Below are 18,565 nucleotides of genomic sequence, written 5' to 3'. Positions count from 1 at the left end.
CCAGGGTATTCGTTCTTTCGTTCGTTTGTCATCGCTGATCTACCTCGTCAATCCGTTACGCCTCTCCACTTGTCTCCTTCAATGCCCTGCCCCATACATCTGCCCCCACTACGTGTGCCTGCCTCACCTCAGACCTCTTGCATTCAGGGTGGGAAGGCGGACTATTGCGCCCGATGCGTTCGTGACTCCAGGTCACCGGGTGCTTGAGATGGTCTGACAGTCGTTGATGGATGGTCTCGCCATGTTCATCTAAGAATTTTGAAAGCTGCATGTAGCAATGCGCTGAGAATGGCGCCGGAACGGTGGCTTTTCAACACTTTTGGCACCTACCGTGAAATATGACGGCGACAGTGCACAAACTGTCTGCCGGTGACGGGTTCGAATATTACCTACGGCAGACGGCTGCCCACGATGTGAGCGAGCGTGGGCGCAGTTCCCTGTCCGATTACTACTCGGTCAAGGGAGAGTCGCCGGGTGTCTGGATGGGTTCAGGGCTGTCGGAATTCGACTCGATCGCGGCAGGCGATGCGGTCACCGAGTCGCAGATGCGGGCGTTGTTCGGCTTGGGAAGGCACCCGGACGCGGAAGCGATCGAGGATCGGGTGTTCGCCGAGCGGCTGGAAGCTGGCGCGAAGCGGGAGGACGCCCGGCGGGACGCGTTGGCGGCGTCGCAGCTGGGGCAACCGTTTCGAATCTTCACCGGAGCCAGCGAGTTTCGGCGGCGATGTGCCGAAGAGTTCACCGCCTACAACCTGGCGCTGGGGGAGCGGTGGAACGCTCCGATTCCGGACGAGGTGCGGGCGGAAGTCCGGACCCGCATCGCGCGGGAGCTGTTCGCCGCCGAGTTCGATCGCGCGCCGCTGAACGATCGGGAATTGTCGGGGTGGGTCGCGCGGAACTCCCGGAGCGCGACGACCGCCGTGGCGGGCTTCGATGTGTGCTTCTCGCCGGTGAAGTCGATTTCCGCGCTGTGGGCGATCGCCCCGCGGCCGATCGCGGAGAAGATCGAGCGCGCCCATCGGATGGCCGTGGCGGATGCGTTGGCGTACTTGGAGGCGCACGCGGCATACACCCGGCTGGGAGCGAATGGGGTCGCGCAGGTAGATACGTGCGGATTGGTGGCTACCGCCTTCGAGCACCGTGACAGTCGTGCAGGAGATCCGGATCTACACACGCACTTGGTGATCTCGGCGAAGGTCCGCACCCGTGAAGGAAAGTTGTGGCGGGCGCTGGATGGCCGCATGGTGTACCGGGTTCTGGTCACCGCGTCGGAGATCTATAACACCCGTTCCGAGCACTATGTGAACTCGCTGGTGGGGGCGGAGTTCGCTGATCGAGGCGACGCAGATCCCGACCGTCCTCCGATCCGCGAGATCGTCGGCATCGCTGAGGAATTGCGAACACTGTGGTCTCGCCGAGATACCGCGATCGAGGCCTGTCTGGCGGAGTTGGCGCGCCGCTTCCACACGGAGTGGGGGAGAGAACCGACGACCGTAGAGATGCTGAAGCTGTCCGAGCGCGCCACGCTGGACACCCGCCCGGCCAAACACGAATCACGTTCCCCCGCCGAGCAACGCGCCGCCTGGTGGACAGAAGCGGTAGAGCTGCTCGGCGGCGAAGCCGCAGTGGCGGACATGATCTGGAACGCCTGCCACCCGCGTCCCGTGCCACGGGACGAGATCAGCCCGGAATGGATTGCAGGAGTGGCCGATCGCGTCATCGACGTCGTATCGCGCAAGCGGTCGGTATGGCAAGCCACGCATGTGCGGTCCGAAGTCGAGCGCCAGATCCGCGGGCAAGTGTCGGCACAGGATTGGGCGCGCGCCGCAGAAGCTGTGACGCGCGAAGCGCTGTCTGCGTCCCGGTCGATCGCACGTACGCAACCGGATCGGCTCGACGAACCGCAGCTTCTTCGGCGCGTCGATGGCACCAGCGTGTACACCGTTGCCGAGTCGCAGCAGTACACCTCGTCGGCGGTGCTCACCGCCGAGCATCGTCTGGTTGCAGCTGCGCAAACCAACGGTGGGCGAACGATCTTCGACTCGGCAGTCGATATCGCCTTGCTCGAGTTCACGGCCAATAACAACGGCCGAGAACTCAACGCCGGTCAGGTGGCGCTGGTACGGGAGTTCGCGACCTCTGGTCGGCGGTTGCAGGTGGCGATCGCACCGGCCGGGACCGGCAAGACCGTCGCGATGCAGGTGCTGGTGCGGGCCTGGCGCGGCGAGGGCGGCAATGCACTCGGCCTCGCGCCGACCGCCGCGTCTGCCGCCGTGCTGGAGGCCGAGATCGGGACAGGAGTCCCGGTGGTCACCATCGACAAACTCGGCTACGTACTGACCCATCTCACGCCGAAAACCGCCGGGCAGATGCATGTTCCGGCATGGGTTCGCACGATCGGCCCGGGCACGCTGGTGATCATCGACGAGGCCGCCAAAGCCTCCACCCGGCAACTGGATCTGGTCGTGGACTTCTTGCTGCGGCGCGGCGCGATCGTGCGGGCGATCGGCGATGACCGGCAGCTGGCATCGATCACCGCGGGCGGGGTGCTGCGCGATATCGCCGACCTCGCCGGGGCGGTCAGCCTCACCCGGGTCATGCGCTTCCACGATCCAGCCGAGGCTGCCGCGACCCTGGCGGTGCGCGCCGGAGATCCATCGGTGATCGCGTTTTACGCCGACCGCAACCGCTTGCACATCGGTGTCCTGGACCGCGTCATCGACGCCTGCTACACCGCATGGGCAGCCGATCGCGCCGCAGGCTTGGACGCTGTAATGCTCGCCCCGACACGGGAGATCGTAGCGATCCTGAACGAGCGCGCCCGCCGCGATCGGCTCGCCCAGACAACGAAGGCCGTCGGCCCGGAACTCGAACTCGCCGACGGATTGCGTGCTTCCAAAGGCGATCTGATCTGTACCCGTCGCAACAATCCGCGATTGCGGATCAGCGCCACCGATTACGTCCGCAACGGCTACCGCTGGCGCGTGCTCGAGGTGCGCGCCGACGGCACGATCCTTGCGGCTCATCTGGATTCCGGCCGCCGTGTGCTGCTGCCACCGGCCTACGTGCGCGAGGAGGTGACGTTGGGATGGGCCACGACGATCGACTCCGCACAGGGCATCACCGCCGATACCGGGCACAGCGTCGTCACCGGCACGGAGACCCGCGCCCAGCTGTATGTGGCGATTTCACGCGGCCGCCGCCGGAACGATATCTACGCCCAGACCGCGGTCGACCTCGCGCACGAACTGCACTCCGAACGCGCGACGCATCCGCCGACCGTGGTCGACATCCTCATCGAGATCCTCACGCGCGACCCGAGCGAGCGGTCGGCGACGACGAGTCATCGCGAAACCTTCGCGGTCACAACCAGACTCGGGCACGCCGCGGACGCCTACGCCCACGCCGTCGGCGCGGCAGCGGAACATCTCGCTGGCCCCGAAACGATGAGCCGCATCGAGACCGCCGCCGAACGGCTATACCCCGGCCTCGTTAACTGCGGCGGATGGCCGGCCCTACGCCAGCACCTCGCGATCATCGCCATCACACCGGACGAGAACGGCCAGCCGGGAGACCCGATGCAGAGACTTGCCTCCGCGATCGCGGAACGCGATTTTGACGGTGTTCGTGACGCAGCGGCTGTTCTGGACTGGAGACTGTCCGAATCCGATTCGGGTACCGGAGGATCGGGCCCGCTTCCGTGGCTGATCGGCATACCAGACGTGTTGCGAAACAACGTCGAGTTCGGGCCCTATCTGGTCGCGCGGGCACGGCTTGTCGCGGACCTTGCCGCGGAAACAAAGCGTCAGACCGAGCGCTGGACACCCGCCAGCGCCCCCGCCTGGTCACGGCCCCTGCAGGTGCGGCAGCGGGCAACTTCGGCGACTCGGTCGAGCCTGCTCGGCGATGTGGCCGTATGGCGTGCAGTGCGCCGCATCGATGACGCCGACCACCGGTTCTCCGGCCCCCCGTTACCTGACTTCGGCCCTGCACGCCGTTATCAACGACTACTCGACAAGCGTGTCACCGTCGAAATAGGCGATCACCCTGATGCTCTCGGCCGCTGGGTGCTAACCGTCGACGCGATTGATCCGCGCATCGCCGCGGACTCCTTCTGGCCCGCGCTGGCGGCCCGGCTCGACCTCGCGCACCGCGCCGGAATCGATGTCCCCACCTTGCTGCGCGGGGCCTCCGACGCTGGCCCGCTGCCCGACGAACAACCCGCCGCAGCACTGTGGTGGCGGATAGCCGGCGAGCTCGATCTCGCCGTGCTCGAGGCCGACTTTCGAAACACTGATCCGCTACGGCCGGAATGGATCACCGACGTCGAAGATGTTCTCGGTGTGCCATTGGCTGCGTTCGTCCAAGCCGATCCAGCTTGGCCTCGATTGGTCGCCGCCATCGAATCTGCGGACCCGACTCGGTGGACTCCCCGCACCCTCTTGGAGACCGCGGGCGAACTCCTGCGTGAAGCATGCACCGATGACGACCGGCCCCGCCCGGACCACTACGCCACCGCTTTGGCGTGGCGGATCACCGCACTCACCCGTCACCACCTCGACCTCCATCGCAGTCACTCGAAGCTGAGTGAGGAGCCTCCGCCGCACCCCGACGAGGACGCCGAATACGCTGCGGCCCACGGCTACCCGCCAGAACCTGAACACCCACCGGTCACCTTCGCCGACAGGCCTGGCACCCACATCGTCGAGCTTCCGAGCGACGCTGACGCCGACTACCTTGCATCGCTGCAAACGCTCATCCCGCCTGGCGACCCACCCGTTGCCGAAGCGGGCGGACCGCTCGAATACACGGTCGAAGGCGAGGATGACGCCAGCTGGCGACCTTCCGTGGATCCAGCCACGATTCCCGATCATCGTGACCTCCCACCGATCGAACGCGCGCGGGTGTTGCGTGCTGAACACGACGATTACGCACGCGTCTACCGAGACCTGTACATCGCCTACCATCGCGGCGCTGGTCGTCACCTACGTGCCGTGCAACCCCATCTCGAACGGCTCCGCGCCCTTCGCGATGCCCAACGCCCCTACCTGCTTGCCGCCCGCGATGCACACGCCGAATGGATAGCGGCCGAACAGGACGCCGCCACCTACCGCGCCCGCGTCGAAGACCTGTCCACACACATCCCAAGCAAGGTCCGCAACACCGAGCTGGACGATCTCGAGCTGCTGCTCACGGCTATCCCAGACCATGCCGCGCGAGCTACTTTCGTCGTTCAGATCGCCGAACTCCATGCCCAGTCGCAGATCGACAGCGATGTACTCGACCTGTACCTGGCACGGATCTGCGCCGACTCCGCCACCCAAGCCGCCGAGCGGGCAAAGACTCACGCCGACAACACATTCCGCGAACTGGTCGAAGCCGCAGGCCCCACCGGAATTGTCACCGCTGCCGACGTTGAAACAGCCCGCCTCACCGCGGATGATCTCGACCTGGCAGAACTCAACCAAGCGCGCTTCCGCTACCAATGGAAACTGGCCCAGCTTCACCGAATCGGCCTCGAACCCATAGCGCCATTGGACCTTGGTCGAAGCGAATCCCGCACTTTCCGTGCCGACACCCACGCCACCAGCGCGCCGGTGTGGAAGGCGAGCCCGGCATCAGATCGCGACTTGCGCCACCTGACCGACGTGGAACTCGGTGAGCAGATCCGCCAGCTGTGCATGCGGCTCGCACTCGAGTCGGCCAGCAACGCGGTGCTGATGCGGTGGACTCGAACGGATTCGTCGGATTTCGATCGCCGACTGCAGCAACACCGCCTGACGACAGAAACCGAACGCCACCGCGAGGATCTAGCCGCCGCGCAAGCTGAACACCAACGTCGTGAAGCGCTCCCAGCTGACCTTCGTTCCGCTGAAGACCAGGCGCGTATGCGTGCACCGAACCGGCGCTGCGAGCCCACCAAGTCCAACCAGGACCCAGTGGGCCTCGAATCCTTCACAGCCATAACCACGGAGGAGAACGCGGAGCATCTCGATGGCCCCTGACCGAGGAAGCCGACCGGTGCCGACTCGCGCGGAAACCCGGGTGTCACCAGGCGGCAGGTTCGTCTAGTGCGTCAGATACACCGGCAGAGAATCGAGGTGCCGGAAAAAGATGCTTCGTCGCCAGCGCAGTGTTTCGGGGCAAGCGGCGAGCCTGATGCCGGGATACCGTTCCAGCAGAATGGTAATGGCCGTCGTCGCCTCGATACGGGCCAGCCGGGCACCCAGGCAGTGGTGGATTCCCGTCCCGAAGGACAGGTGCCGGGCCTGGCGGGCTGGATCGAATACGTCTGCATCCGAGACAGATTCGGGATCGTGATTGGCCGCGAGCAACGACACCATCAATAGCTCTCCCTTGCCGATTCGTTCCCCGGCGAGGTCGAGTTCAGAGTGCGCCTGACGCAGTGTCGCGACCGGAAGCGGAGGTTCGGTGCGCAGCGTCTCATCGATGACTCCTGAGATCCGGTCGGGGTCCGAGCGGACTCGCTCGAGCTCGTCGGGATTTCTGAGCAGGGCAAGCATGGTGCTGGCGATCAGATTCGCGGTGGTCTCGTGGCCGGCGATGAGCAGCAGCGCCACCGTGGACAGGGCTTCCTTGAGATTCAGCTCGCCGGAGGCCATCTGCTGGGTCAACGAGGTGATGAGGTCCTCGCGAGGCCGTAGTCGGCGAGCCACGAAGTAGGGTGCGATCAGCCGCACGAAATCGATACTGGCGCTGCGGAGTTGACGACTATCGGCGACGGTGACGTCGGACAGGACAGCCGAGGACTTCTCTATCCGGGGCCGATTCCGCTGAGAGATTCCGGTGATCTCGCAGATTACGGCGACAGGCAAAGGGCATGCCAATTCCATCACCAGATCCACCGGTGTATCCGACGGCATGGCATCGACGAATCCCTTTGTCAGCATGTCGATCCGGGGAGTCATCTCGGTGACTGCACGCGGGCTGAAGTAATCGGCGACAGCTTTGCGCAGCCTGGTGTGCTCGGGTGGATCGGAGCCGAGCATATGGGTGACCACCCACTCGGTGGCCGATCGCAGCAGCCGTTGCCGCAACCCCAGCTCGGCGTCGGACGCCGAGACTCCGAGCATCGTGTCGCGCCCCTTGCCGATCCGCGGATCGGTGAGCACCGTCCGCGCCAGATGCTCACCGGTAACCAACCACCCATGAACCCCGGCAGGAGTAGTGAACCGATGTAGGGGTCCCTGCTGATGGACGTGCCGATAGAACTGGTGCGGATCCTGAAAATAGGCGTCATCGAAGATGACGGAGCTGGTCGGCATAGTTCCCCTGGTTTCCGCGAAACTCGGACGCGTAAGGCGCACTATTGCAGCATGGCGGACAAAATCCTACGTCAGGAGGAACACGCGAAATCACCGCAATGGCTTCTGATCGAGACATTCGGTGAACTGGACGGTAACTACACAATCGTCGACTGGGGTGGGCACCCCAAGGAATTTCTGCCGCTGGACAAGGCCGTGAAGGGCGCGGCAGCCAAGATTCGACAAGCGATCACCCTGGTCGCGCGCTCACATGAACCGTTGTCGGCCAACGGCGCCGGACGACAGGTCGAGGTCTATCCGCACCTCGTCGGCGATAGGCTGCACGCGGTCCAGGTGTGGGCGGGCACCGAGGAACAGACCGTGCCGCCCCGTCCACGTGCCGGGGCCTGGGACATCAACCTGACCACCCTGACCGCGCTCGGAAGCGCGGAATGGGCCGAGCTGGCCGACATCCCTGAGGAGCAGCGCGGCCACGAACGTTCGCTGGCGAACATGTTCGCCCAAGTCCAGACCGACGCCAAGGAACTCGTCGCGATGAAGCGCATCATCGCCGCCGTCCCGGGCACTACGCATCAGGGCATCTGGACGGTCTACCGGCGCGACGGGGCCGCCTTCCGATCACATTTCTCCTGCCGCATCTACGAACAGCAGATCGCCGGGACCGCGCAGCGCATCGCACGCGGCATCAGCCAAGAAGTCTTTGCTGGCCCCGACGGTCAACCCGAACCGCTGATCCTGCTCGAACACCGGCTGTTGGAAGCCGACACACCACCGGGCGAATACCGCGCATTGATCAACCTGCGCAACCTGCGCCTGATCCGCTGGGTCCATGGATCCCCGATCCCCGACGAGATCGCATGGCGCGGCATCGCCGACCAGCCCGCCCCGGAGGTCCACCCCGACGACCACCCGATCATGCTCGACATGGCCCGAGGACTCGCCAGATCCAGCACCACCGGCCGACTGCGCATGCGAGGTGTCGACGGCAGCTGGATCCCGATCAACGCCCACGCCAGCCTGGTGGCAATCGATCAGGAAACCACCGCGGCCCTGCTCAAATTCACGATAGATCGCTGACTATTTGCGGGCTAAAATACGAAGTTGCGCTCCCGCACAATATCGGGAATCCGGCTGTGGTCGGTTACATGTGAACCACGCCAGGCAGCGTTCACCGGGCACTCCCCGGCGACGGAGAGTCGCGCTGTCTGGAAAGGGGTTGGACCACATGACCGATTTGCATTCCTCTGGCAGGAACACGCACCGATCCGTGAATACGCCCACTCACCGATCGAGCCGATGCGAACAACGAGCGCCCGGTCTACAGACCCGCAACTGGGTCGTGGTCGAGACCCTCATCTCCCCAGACCGGCCCACCGTCGTTCTCGACGGACCAGAGCCACGCGAGTTCTCCAAACTCACCCGCACCAGCGTCACAGGCAACGGAATCCTCGCCGGAAAGATGGGTCCCCTGGTCCGCGATTGCGCTGCTTCAGGGCAGCCCCACCGCAAAGTCGTCACATTGCCCGACGGCTGCGAGAAGCGCATGGTCGCCGTCCCCGTGCTCGGACCCTCCGGCCACGTCCACGCTGCCTCGGTATGGGTAGGCAGCAAGAACGACGACCTGCCCGCCATCCCTAAAGTCGGCGCCATCGAGTGGAGCCCCTCCGGCATCGTCACCACCACGCCGGCAGCCCACTATCTGCTCCAACTCCCGCCCGGCGAACCTCCCAACGGACACACGATTCCGGAGCTGCTGTCACGGTTCGACTACTGGGGAGATCGCGCCAGCTTCCTGTCGATGTTCAACCTCGCCCATCCCACCGATCGGTGGATCGGCACGGCCACAACAACATACGACGACGGCATCGACCACCACCTGTGCATCGCAGCCCGCGCCAGCGGCCCACGCATGTCCCGCACCATCCGGGCGATCGTCTTCGAGGTAGTAGCCAACGACTCGACACCCGAACCGGATCCGTGCGCACTAGCGTTCAGGCAGATACCCGTTCCCGCGGGCCACGCGTTGGCCTTGGCGGATTTATGGAGCGGATTCGTCCACGAATGGCTCGCCGAAGAACACACTCCGCTCGCAGGGTGGCGTCACCACCAGCCCGACCTTGACGATGACAGTCGACTTCTTGCGGCAAGTACCTGCTTCGAGCTCGCAACTGGGCAACAAACCGAAGCAAACACTCCAGCGCGAGTGAGGTTTTCACCAGAGGGTCAATGGATTGCGTTGAATGCGAAGTGGACTCGTATCAGGGGGCGTGGTCGCCCGCAGGCACTCATCGACATCGCGCCCAGCTCCACCGATCCCGTCTCATTCATTCGGGGCTGTCAAATCTGCTACGACCTGTCCCGGCCGCAACCCGACCACTAAACCCCCTCGAATTCGTGACGTAGGGTTCGGGCGCGGGGAACGAGCCGCGGCCGCTATCGGGTGCGGCCCAGGACGGACCACCGTTCCCTGCAGAAGCCGACGGTTTCTCGAAACCAGGCTCCTCTCAGATCACCAGGCGGTGTCGCGGGTTCCTGGCGAGCCCGCCGATGATGCTTTACGCCGGTTCACGGCATAACAGGCGAAGTACATTGCGCTGGCGCTATACCAGCAAGCTCGAACCGACCTTGACGGGATCGGCATCATCCTCGGCGAAACCACAACGCCCCACAATGGGTTGAAGCCAACGCCCGCGAGAAGGCCCCACGAACGGCGTTGTACCTCACGCTCGGTGCATCGACCGGCCCGTGCTGGCCGGTTCGGTCAGCGTGACCATCGCTGTCTTATTATGACGGCCTCAGTAGCCAGCTCAGTTCCCAACGCCCATCCGCGATTTCATCGATTGGCTCCGGTTGCGGCGGTATTCCCCAGGAGCGAGACCGTATTCGCGTTTGAACGCCTTCGCGAAGGCGAATTCGGAGTTGTAACCCACTTGTCGGCCGATGGCAGCCAACGGTTTCGGCTCGCGGCGCAGTAGACGGGCAGCGGTGATCATGCGCCAGCGAGTGAGGTAGGTCAGGGGCGGCTCGCCGACCAACGCAGTGAATCGGCGGGTGAATGTAGCGCGGGCCAGGCCCGCTTCGCGGGCGAGCCGGTCGACCGTCCATGGTTCAGCTGGGGTGGAGTGGATCCGGTGCAGTGTGCTCCCGATCGCTGGATCATTCATCGCTGCAGTCCATCCCGTGGGTCGGCCCTCGTACCAGGTCCGCAGGATGTAGATCAACAGTGCGTCCACCAGCGCGCCCACCACGGCCGCGTTGCCAGGGCTGGAGTCCTCGATCTCGGCGCTCAGTAACCCGACGACAGTGTGCAGTCGGTGCTGTCCGTGGTCGCGAAGGTGAACCAGATCGGGAAGATTGGCCAACAGCGGGTGTCGCCCGCCGTGCTCCATACGGTAGGCGCCAGACAACAGGACGGTTTCGGCACCGTAACCGCCGACGACTACACGGCCGATGCGGTCATTGGCGACGAGGTCCACAGGCTCAGTGTCCAAGGGGTCCGCAAGGGTATGGACCTCACCACTGGGTACCAGCACGACGTCTCCGGGCTGCAGCAGGATCGGATCCGCACCCTTGTGGAGCAGCCAGCAGCTGCCGCGTACAACCACGTGGAAGCCGTATCCCCCTCTGCCGCCAAACCTCGAACCCCACGGGGCGCTGGCGTAGACATTGACCGAAAGGGCGGGCGCGGTCGTCACAGCTGCCAACGCCTCGCTCAGGAGATCACCGTGCATTCGCACCGTCCATTGATCCGATCGGATATGTTTCGGGCAGGTTTGACCATAGCTCGGATCGCGTCTCCTCCCTAACGTCAATGCAGTAGAAGACGCACGAAGGAGAACCCATGTCGATCCCTAAGACTGTCCTCGTCACTGGTGCTGCCCGCGGTATTGGACGCGCCATCGCCGAGCGATTCGGCTCCGACGGGGCCAATGTCATCGTCAACTACCGCTCCGATGCGACCGCCGCCGAAGGTGTCGTGGCCGCAATCCGCGCGGTAGGAGGCGGCGCGATGGCGGTGCAAGCGGACGTATCCGTGCCCGAGCAGGTCCGTAAGCTGTTCGAGGTAGTCCATGATCATTTCGGTGCCCCACATGTGGTGGTACACAACGCGGGCATCACTCACTTCGCACCGATCAGCGAGGCCACTGATGCCGATTATGACCGGGTTTTCGACACCAACACCCGATCCACGTTCGTCACGCTCCGTGAGGCGGCCTCACGGGTGCCCGACAACGGACGAATTGTCGTCATCTCCAGTGGTGCTGCCGTGGTGCCTCGAGCCACCGCAGGCCTCTATGGAGCAACCAAGGCCGCCTGCGATCAACTCGTCCGCGTGGCGGCCAACGAACTCGCGACACGCCGAATTACCGTCAATAGCGTTCGGCCCGGTCCTACCCTTACCGAAAAGATATCTGCCGCTTTGCAACCCGAGCAGGCCGCGGCGATCATCGCCGAGATCCCGCTCGGCAGACTCGGCGAGCCCGCGGATATCGCCGACGTGGTCGCCTTCCTCGCCTCCGACGCGGGCCGCTGGATCACCGGGCAAGCCATCCATGCCAGCGGCGGAATGTTCTAAACCTCCCCGTGAACCGCGACAGCGGGACTGCGCTGCGACTAGCGTGATTTCGAAGAATGATGGCCACCCGAAATGGCCGAGCAGCCACCCCGGTCTGTTCCAGTCCCATCAGTCTCACAGCGCCAGCACGTCCCGTCGGGACATTATCCGGCGTAGGCGGTTTTGCCTCCGTCGATGACCAGTTGCGCTGCTGTCATGTACGGGAAGTCATTGGAGGCCAGAGCAAGGGCGAAGGTTGCTATCTCGTCGGCGGTGGCCATGCGATGCAGGCCGGGGACGTGTTGTTTGCCATAGATATCGACCATGGTCTTCCAGACCGGGTCGGGGAGGTTCATGGCCCCGGCGGCGCGGCGGACTAGTTCAGTGTCGGTGGTGCCCGGGATGAGGGTGTTGATCCGAATGTTCTTGTCCGCGTAGTCGAAGGCGGCGGACTGGACCATGCCGACCAAGCCGCGTTTGGCAGCGGTATAGGCGGCGCGACCCTCCGTGGTGGCAATGGCATTGGAGGAAGCAGTCACGACCACGACGCCTCCGCCCCGCGAGATGAGGTGGGGGATCTCATATTTCAGCGCGAGGAAGTTACCACGTAAGTCTGTATTGACGACATCGTCCCACTCGGCGGCGCTGTATTCGTGTAGCGGCTTCTGGATGGTGATGCCAGCATTATTGAAGCACACGTCGAGTCCGCCGTACTTGGCGGCGACCGCGTCCACAAACTGCTGCACATCCGATTCAACCCGGACGTCGGCGCGGATGTAGGTGGCCTCGCCGCCCGCCTGCCGGATCTCCGCTTCCACTGCGCGGCCCAATTCTTCACGGCGGCCGCAGAATCCGATCAGCCCGCCCTCGGCTGCAAACCTTATTGCCGCCGCTCGGCCGATACCGGAGGTGGCGCCAGTGATCACCACTACTTTCTTGTCGAACCGGCGGGCGGCGGAGGGATTGACGACGGGTGCGGTGCCGGCTCCATGTACGACGGCGATGCCACCCGCCGCTCCGGCCGCCGCGGCGACAGTAGCGGCGATGCCGGCGGTGGTCATCATCCTGCGTCTGCTCACTCCACCGGACCCCGCTGCGGTGTGAGGGGTTTCAGGGGTTTGTTCTGTCATCGGAGATGCTCCTGATCGCGGGATGAGACTTTCACCAAATTATGGATAGTGTAACTATCGATACTGACACTGTCTATGGTTGCCTTCCTGCTGCAGGTGTGGCTTGTTTGAAGGGCTATCGATCAGGCGGCCGGTAGGTGGTCGGCTCGCTAGTGAGGTGGCAGGCCCCACTAGGTATCGAAGTCGTCGTTGCCCAGGAAGGCTCATAGGCGCTAAATGGTGTCGGCGGGATCGGTGAGTTCCCATCTGCTGCCGACGATTTCGAGTCGGTCACGGACTCCTGAGGAGGATGGTTAGTGCTCGATGCGTCACCGGCCAGCAGTTTGCGACAGTGTGACTCCGCCAACTGTGGGCTCTCCGGTGCGTTGATGGCGAGTGGTTGAATTGTGGTTTGGGGCTTCCACCGCCTGGGGTTACCGGTGTGAGCGTCGATCCTCGAACAGAGCAACCTCGCCGCGGAGGCAGTTCGGGTCATCGAATTCGGCGCAGTTCATGAGAGTTAACTCTGGAACTACTGAATTGTTCGGGGGTTCGGTTTGCTTGAGGAATGGGCGGCCGACCCATTCGCTGTCCTCGTTCCGCTCACCTTCGATGTAGCGCCACTGCGCTTTTCCTTGGCGCACGATGGTCTCTCCGAGGTACCAGATCGCGCCGTCGATGAACTCTTGGTTCTCAGGCCTCTCGAAGTCGGAGAAGCCCGAGAGTCGGGACTTGACCAGGCGCTCTAGCAGGTCCAATGAGTCGACCGAGAAGTCGTATTTCGCCGACCCGCCCGTGTATTCGGTGGCCCAAGTCTGGAATCGGGACTCACGCTGGTGACACCAGGCCGTCAGAGTTCCGAGGTCCGGCGGGAAATCGGGATCAGGATCGAGCGCCGGCGTAGCCTGCTTTACCGGAGACCAGTCGGGGTGCTGGTGCTGGTACTGCGTCACGGCAGCCCTCACCGTCTCGAGACTGTCGGTGAGAACCCTGCCCGTGCCGCGATCGGCAGCCTGAGCCAATACGACCAGTGGGGCGATCGGTGAAAGTCTGAGAGCGGGATCGAAACTCGCCAACGGTTGAGCGCTGAGCTTGTCCCAGATCCAGGCGCCGCCACCAGCCCGCATGAGGGTCTCGCCCAGGTAACCTGCCGCTCGCACGATGAAGCCCTGCGGATTGTCATCGATGTCGTTGGCCACGGCAGTCCACGTATCAAATCCATCGAGCAGAACCGCTTCGAGTTCGGTCAGCGAACTCGCGGAGAAGTCGAACCGGAAGTCTTCGGGCAGCAGAAAATCCTGTAGCCCAGCCAGTCTCGGGTGCATTTCCTCCACCCACGCCTCGAGAGGCCCTGGATGTCTCTGGGTCCCGTCGCTTACCTCTGCCACGCTCACCTCGCGCCACGATTCTCCAGACCAGCGTGATTGGTTGGGGAGTCCGATCGCATCGGTATCTCACCCAACCTGGATCGGGTTGACCTGCCAATCGTCATCGGCTCCGCAGGCTTCTGTCGTTCAACAGCGACCGGCTCGGAAGCTGGGTTGGACACGCCGATGCTCGAGCAGGTTCAGATGGTCTTGCAGCAACTGTCGCAGCAGATTTCGGCCTCGTTGGGCCACGAGCTCCTCGAGTTGGTGTTAGGGCATCGTCGCGGTCGCCGGACCGGCCAACTCAGCGAGTAATGTCTCGAACGATTTTCTCGATTCGTCAAAGGAGTCAGCAGTCACTCCCGTTGCCACCGGGTAGGCGTTCCAGTATCAAGTTGTGTTCGGCGATTCGTGCGGTCAAGGTCAAGACATTCCGGCATGGGTCAGGCGAACTGCATCCACCGCGTCAGCGACTGGTGCCATTGCGCGGACGTGTCCGCCACAAGACCGTGGCCGCGTACCCGAGTGTGTGAGCCGATGGCCCTGGGATTCAGTGACATGAGGTGCGCAACCGAGGTCGAGGACCATCCCGGATACTCGTGGGGCTCGTTTTCCTGCCAGCCCGCGTCCAGTTCGGCTGGATGCGGGGGACCGATCTGCTCTTCGGCTTCCGCGAACTCTCCCGACAAGCGCAAGCGAACCAGCTCACCGTGTTCAGCCAAGGCCCACCCGGCCCAAGTCTCCTCGAAGCCGTAGCACTGAGCGGAACCGAACCGGCGGCTCAGCCCGACCACACACTCACGCACGGAATCCACCGAAATGCCGTCGGGCAGAACGTAGCCGAACACGAGTGTCCAGCCATCCAACTGCGGAGTGATATAGACACAATCGACATTGATCGAGATGTGCATGCCCTTCTGCATGGTCGTGGGCATGGCTTCGACCAGTCCCAGAGCGTCGAGCAATGCGGTCTGATCATTGGTGGGTACTGCTAGCCAATCTCCGGTCCAATCTCCCATCAGGTCCCGATCGCCGCGCCAGTTCGGCTCCAAGCCGCCCACCCACATCGACTGCGGCGCTTCGTGGGCGACCTTGTCCTCGACCCTCTGCGTGAGCAGTGCCCGCTGCGTGGAATCCAACAGCGGCCAGCCACCCAGCGCCGCGACGGCGCTGAGCGCCGGTCCCTGTGCGGGACCGGGCTCCTGCCCGAGTTCCCGCAACTTCGCAAGTGCTTCCGATCCCATGGCATCCAACGTCGCGAAAGCCCGATTCGACACCACCGACGCCCGATCGTCGACCAGCGGCAGCACAACATCTAGAAAGCGACTCGCGGCAGAGCCTGACCTGGCCAGCGCCCACAGGCCCCACCAGCGGACCAGCGGTTCCCGATCCCGTAGCAAGGGGAGGTATTTCGCGTCATCGGACACCGACAAATTCTCGAACACCCTGTGCAGCACCAGGACCTCGCTCTTCAGCGCCCAGGGAGGCACCACACACCACCGTTTTTCTGCATCGGCCCGATCGGCCGCCCACGCGGCCGGAACTGCCGCTACCAGCGGGTCGAGCACCACATCACCACCGCTACCCAACAGGTCGACCAGCGCCTCGACCGCCGCTGCTGCGCGTGGATCGGCCCATGCTCGCGTGCTCAACTGTCGCAGTGTCGCAATCAAACGTGGTGCGGCATTGGCAATGTCGCGGAGCAGGTAGTCGGCCGCTTCGGCACGTATCACCGGGTCGTCGCCACCGAGCCGGGTTATCAGTGCTTCCAGGCTCTGGCTGCCGGTCATCGCGGGCCCCGCCTCGATCGCGTGGTGCACACTATGACCAAGGCCTTCATATGGTCCGGTTTCGTTGAGTCAGTCATTCCCATGCAGGACACTCGCTCGATGGGCGATGCAGAAGTCGGCGACTACTGCGCACAACACACCATTGCGGTCGTGGCCCACCCATACCGGATAAGTGCCATCCCCCCAGCCACTTTCGAAGATGACCGCACCGTTGGCGGCAAGTTCGGTTCCGTAATCGTCATTCTGGTAGTACTCATGAACCGCCTCTACAACCGCGTCGATCATGTCGCCGTCGACAAAGGCCGCGGCTCCCGAGTCCACACCGAAGCCGAAAAACTCGCCGTCTCCGAGGAATATCGGGTCCTCTCTACTACGGCGAGCCATCTCCCATGTCACGGGCGGTTCGTCAACGACGACGAGTTTTGCCGCTGCGACCCTGGTATGGGTCGGCTTATTGTCAAAGCGCACCCTGGCCAGCTCAACCGTGTACTCGCCCGGAGCAACGTTGACCCGGAGGGGATCGTTGTGGAAGCACAACGATCCGGGATCGTCGATCACTACACCGCTGTTGCCGAGGAGTAGTGCGCCCGTGACCGACACTTCGACGGTGACACGATCGCCGGTGTCCAGCTCCATCCGAGTTCCTGAAGTGAAAAGCTCTTCCAGCATCTCTGGCTGCAGCGGCTCGGGAGGGCTCCAAGGCCGGGATACCATAGCGGCCGAACGGCTCTCAGGAATGGGCAGGTCGTAGAAATCGGCGCGGGTATCCAGACCGCACAGTCGCGCCCAGTCGCCGAACACCCACTCACAGGTGAACCGCTCTGGATCGACTCGACTCGGTCCGCGGCCTCCACTATCACCACCCGCGTGTGAATACTCCAGTTTCACATTCCCATCGCCGAAGAACTGCCAGCGCCGCCAGGTGCTCGAATTGTCGAATTCTGGACTCTCCGGAGTTGCATACGCCCAACTCTTGACATCGAAGAGGGACAGTCGTCCATCATCAAGCTTGCGGTACTCGATCCGCTGCCATCGTCGATGACGCTCGTCGATATGCCAACTGCACGCGAACCGGGCAGCCCAAGCGATCTCCACATACGCAAGTATTCGACCATCCGAGTCTGCGATCATCACCGCATACGGCTCGCCGGAGACATCACGCTCACGGGCGCGCTGTGCCGAAAATGGGCCAACGGCCTTGCCGTCTGCCCATCCCTCGCAGTAAACCAGTCCGAGCCGATCGGCATCGACTTGACTCTGCACAACCCACCCCGATCGCTCGACAATCTCGTGCCAGGCTGACGGGTCGACGATGAGGCCGCTGATGTTCTTCATGCCGCCAATCCTTTCTTGCGCCCAAAGGAGTCCAGACTCCCGCAGCTGGGGATATCGGTGCATAGGGGAGGGCCTTGGCAGTGCTCGTTGGCTACCTAAGTGCATGTCTCATGTGGTCTCATCTCGGTGGGCGGCGGCTTTAGGCTGTAGACCCATGAATAGTTGCCCGGTGGTCGGCCAGTGGCTCGCGCTCGCCTGCGTTGCTGCAGTCTGTGCCGTCGCGTGCAGTGCGTCTGCACCGGAATCTGCCACGGCCACAACGATTGCCAAAACCGCCTGCGCTGATCCGGCCGGTGCGGTGTTCAGCATCGATCGTCTGCCAGATCGGCCGATTACGGTTCGGATCCCGCAGTTGCCCGGCTGGCACCGAGAGCAGCGGGACGACGTGGGCCCCACATTGATGATCCGCCGAACCGATCCGCAATCGGGGCGAACCCGCGGTGCGACAATCACTGTCAATCTGCGTGAACCACGCAGGCGCGACGTCAGCTATGTCGAGAGTATGGCTACCTCTCGAGGCTGGAAAGAGGTGCTATCCGAAACCGTTGAGGTATGCGGCTGGTCCGGCCGCCGAATTGCCGGGACGACTCCCGCCCAGAATGCCGACGAGGTCGAAATATACGGCGATTCCCTCTTTTTCGATTACGATGCCGGTGATCAGACATACCCGATCGGGCTGTACGCCGAGGTGGCTGCCGCTGACATCGACTTCTACCGAGCAGACCTGGACGCTATCCGCAATGGACTGCAAGTCCTGTCGTAAGCCCGCTGCCAAGCGCGCGCCGACCGTCGCGTTCGAACCGTTTCCGATGGTGCACGGACTGGCTGATAGACCACCCCATCACCGCGAGGACTGGGTCGGACCACCATGCTGGCGATCCGACTACCTTCGCTACGACCAAGCCCCGCAACAAGGCTGGCTGATCGCCACCGGAGTCATCGAGGGAGCAATCCGCCACACCATCGGCGACCGCCTTGAAATCGGTGGTGCCCCAATCGGAAGCCATGCCTGCCGCTGTGAATGAAACAGACAACCCGATCGGAGCAATAGGACACGCTCTCTACACCGCACTCGACGCACAAGACTGGCCGAAACTTGCCCAGCTCGTCTCGCCCGACCTCG

Annotated in this window: 11 protein-coding genes; 5 read left to right on the top strand and 6 right to left on the bottom strand. The window is 63.6% G+C overall.

Annotated elements, in window-relative coordinates; genetic code table 11:
• Positions 1-338 precede the first annotated feature (338 nt).
• Positions 339-6,005: a MobF family relaxase gene (gene mobF / locus VMT40_RS32195; RefSeq protein ID WP_326363032.1), complete on the top strand. Its 5,667-nt coding sequence runs from the start codon at positions 339-341 to the stop codon at positions 6,003-6,005.
• Positions 6,006-6,068: 63 nt separating this feature from the next.
• Here the strand turns inward: mobF and VMT40_RS32190 are convergent, their stop codons facing one another.
• Complete coding sequence (locus VMT40_RS32190; RefSeq protein WP_326363030.1) at positions 6,069-7,133, bottom strand: cytochrome P450; 1,065 nt, start codon at positions 7,131-7,133, stop codon at positions 6,069-6,071.
• Positions 7,134-7,337: 204 nt separating this feature from the next.
• Between VMT40_RS32190 and VMT40_RS32185 the strand changes: the two genes are divergently transcribed.
• Both VMT40_RS32185 and VMT40_RS32180 read left to right on the top strand, forming a co-directional pair.
• On the top strand, positions 7,338-8,363 hold the full coding sequence (locus tag VMT40_RS32185) for a GAF domain-containing protein (protein WP_326363029.1): 1,026 nt from the start codon (positions 7,338-7,340) through the stop codon (positions 8,361-8,363).
• A 262-nt stretch (positions 8,364-8,625) separates the two neighbouring features.
• A complete protein-coding gene (locus VMT40_RS32180; RefSeq protein WP_326363028.1) occupies positions 8,626-9,666 on the top strand; it encodes a GAF domain-containing protein in 1,041 nt (346 codons plus the stop codon).
• Positions 9,667-10,093: 427 nt separating this feature from the next.
• On the opposite strand, the gene VMT40_RS32175 is transcribed toward VMT40_RS32180, so the two are convergent.
• Positions 10,094-11,017, bottom strand: coding sequence for an AraC family transcriptional regulator (locus tag VMT40_RS32175; RefSeq protein WP_326363026.1), 924 nt, complete (start codon positions 11,015-11,017; stop codon positions 10,094-10,096).
• 110 nt (positions 11,018-11,127) lie between these two features.
• Between VMT40_RS32175 and VMT40_RS32170 the strand changes: the two genes are divergently transcribed.
• Entirely contained in the window at positions 11,128-11,862 is a 735-nt protein-coding gene (locus tag VMT40_RS32170) for an SDR family oxidoreductase (RefSeq protein WP_326363025.1), read from the top strand.
• 143 nt (positions 11,863-12,005) lie between these two features.
• Here the strand turns inward: VMT40_RS32170 and VMT40_RS32165 are convergent, their stop codons facing one another.
• The 4 genes from VMT40_RS32165 to VMT40_RS32150 all read right to left on the bottom strand — a co-directional run bounded on the left by VMT40_RS32165 (position 12,006) and on the right by VMT40_RS32150 (position 17,442).
• Positions 12,006-12,905: an SDR family NAD(P)-dependent oxidoreductase gene (locus tag VMT40_RS32165; protein ID WP_326363024.1), complete on the bottom strand. Its 900-nt coding sequence runs from the start codon at positions 12,903-12,905 to the stop codon at positions 12,006-12,008.
• A 479-nt stretch (positions 12,906-13,384) separates the two neighbouring features.
• Positions 13,385-14,275: a hypothetical protein gene (locus VMT40_RS32160; protein ID WP_326363023.1), complete on the bottom strand. Its 891-nt coding sequence runs from the start codon at positions 14,273-14,275 to the stop codon at positions 13,385-13,387.
• 485 nt (positions 14,276-14,760) lie between these two features.
• Positions 14,761-16,107 carry a HEAT repeat domain-containing protein gene (locus VMT40_RS32155; RefSeq protein WP_326363022.1) on the bottom strand — a complete coding sequence of 449 codons (1,347 nt, stop codon included), beginning with the start codon at positions 16,105-16,107 and terminating at the stop codon, positions 14,761-14,763.
• A gap of 69 nt (positions 16,108-16,176) precedes the next feature.
• Entirely contained in the window at positions 16,177-17,442 is a 1,266-nt protein-coding gene (locus VMT40_RS32150) for a DUF4241 domain-containing protein (RefSeq protein WP_326363020.1), read from the bottom strand.
• 154 nt (positions 17,443-17,596) lie between these two features.
• On the opposite strand from VMT40_RS32150, the gene VMT40_RS32145 reads away from it, so the two are divergent.
• Positions 17,597-18,205, top strand: coding sequence for a hypothetical protein (locus tag VMT40_RS32145; RefSeq protein WP_326363018.1), 609 nt, complete (start codon positions 17,597-17,599; stop codon positions 18,203-18,205).
• Positions 18,206-18,565 lie beyond the last annotated feature (360 nt).

Source organism: Nocardia sp. CDC160 (assembly GCF_035818795.1).
Classification (GTDB): domain Bacteria; phylum Actinomycetota; class Actinomycetes; order Mycobacteriales; family Mycobacteriaceae; genus Nocardia.
The sequence above is the reverse complement of the archived record's forward strand: the minus strand, read 5'-3'. Positions and strand labels throughout refer to the sequence as shown.

Coding starts and splice junctions, on each gene's coding strand:
- mobF (WP_326363032.1), top strand. CDS start 339: ATGACGGCGACAGTGCACAAACTGTCTGCCGGTGACGGGTTCGAATAT.
- VMT40_RS32185 (WP_326363029.1), top strand. CDS start 7,338: ATGGCGGACAAAATCCTACGTCAGGAGGAACACGCGAAATCACCGCAA.
- VMT40_RS32175 (WP_326363026.1), bottom strand. CDS start 11,017: ATGCACGGTGATCTCCTGAGCGAGGCGTTGGCAGCTGTGACGACCGCG.
- VMT40_RS32170 (WP_326363025.1), top strand. CDS start 11,128: ATGTCGATCCCTAAGACTGTCCTCGTCACTGGTGCTGCCCGCGGTATT.
- VMT40_RS32165 (WP_326363024.1), bottom strand. CDS start 12,905: ATGATGACCACCGCCGGCATCGCCGCTACTGTCGCCGCGGCGGCCGGA.
- VMT40_RS32160 (WP_326363023.1), bottom strand. CDS start 14,275: ATGCACCCGAGACTGGCTGGGCTACAGGATTTTCTGCTGCCCGAAGAC.
- VMT40_RS32155 (WP_326363022.1), bottom strand. CDS start 16,107: ATGACCGGCAGCCAGAGCCTGGAAGCACTGATAACCCGGCTCGGTGGC.
- VMT40_RS32150 (WP_326363020.1), bottom strand. CDS start 17,442: ATGAAGAACATCAGCGGCCTCATCGTCGACCCGTCAGCCTGGCACGAG.
- VMT40_RS32145 (WP_326363018.1), top strand. CDS start 17,597: ATGAATAGTTGCCCGGTGGTCGGCCAGTGGCTCGCGCTCGCCTGCGTT.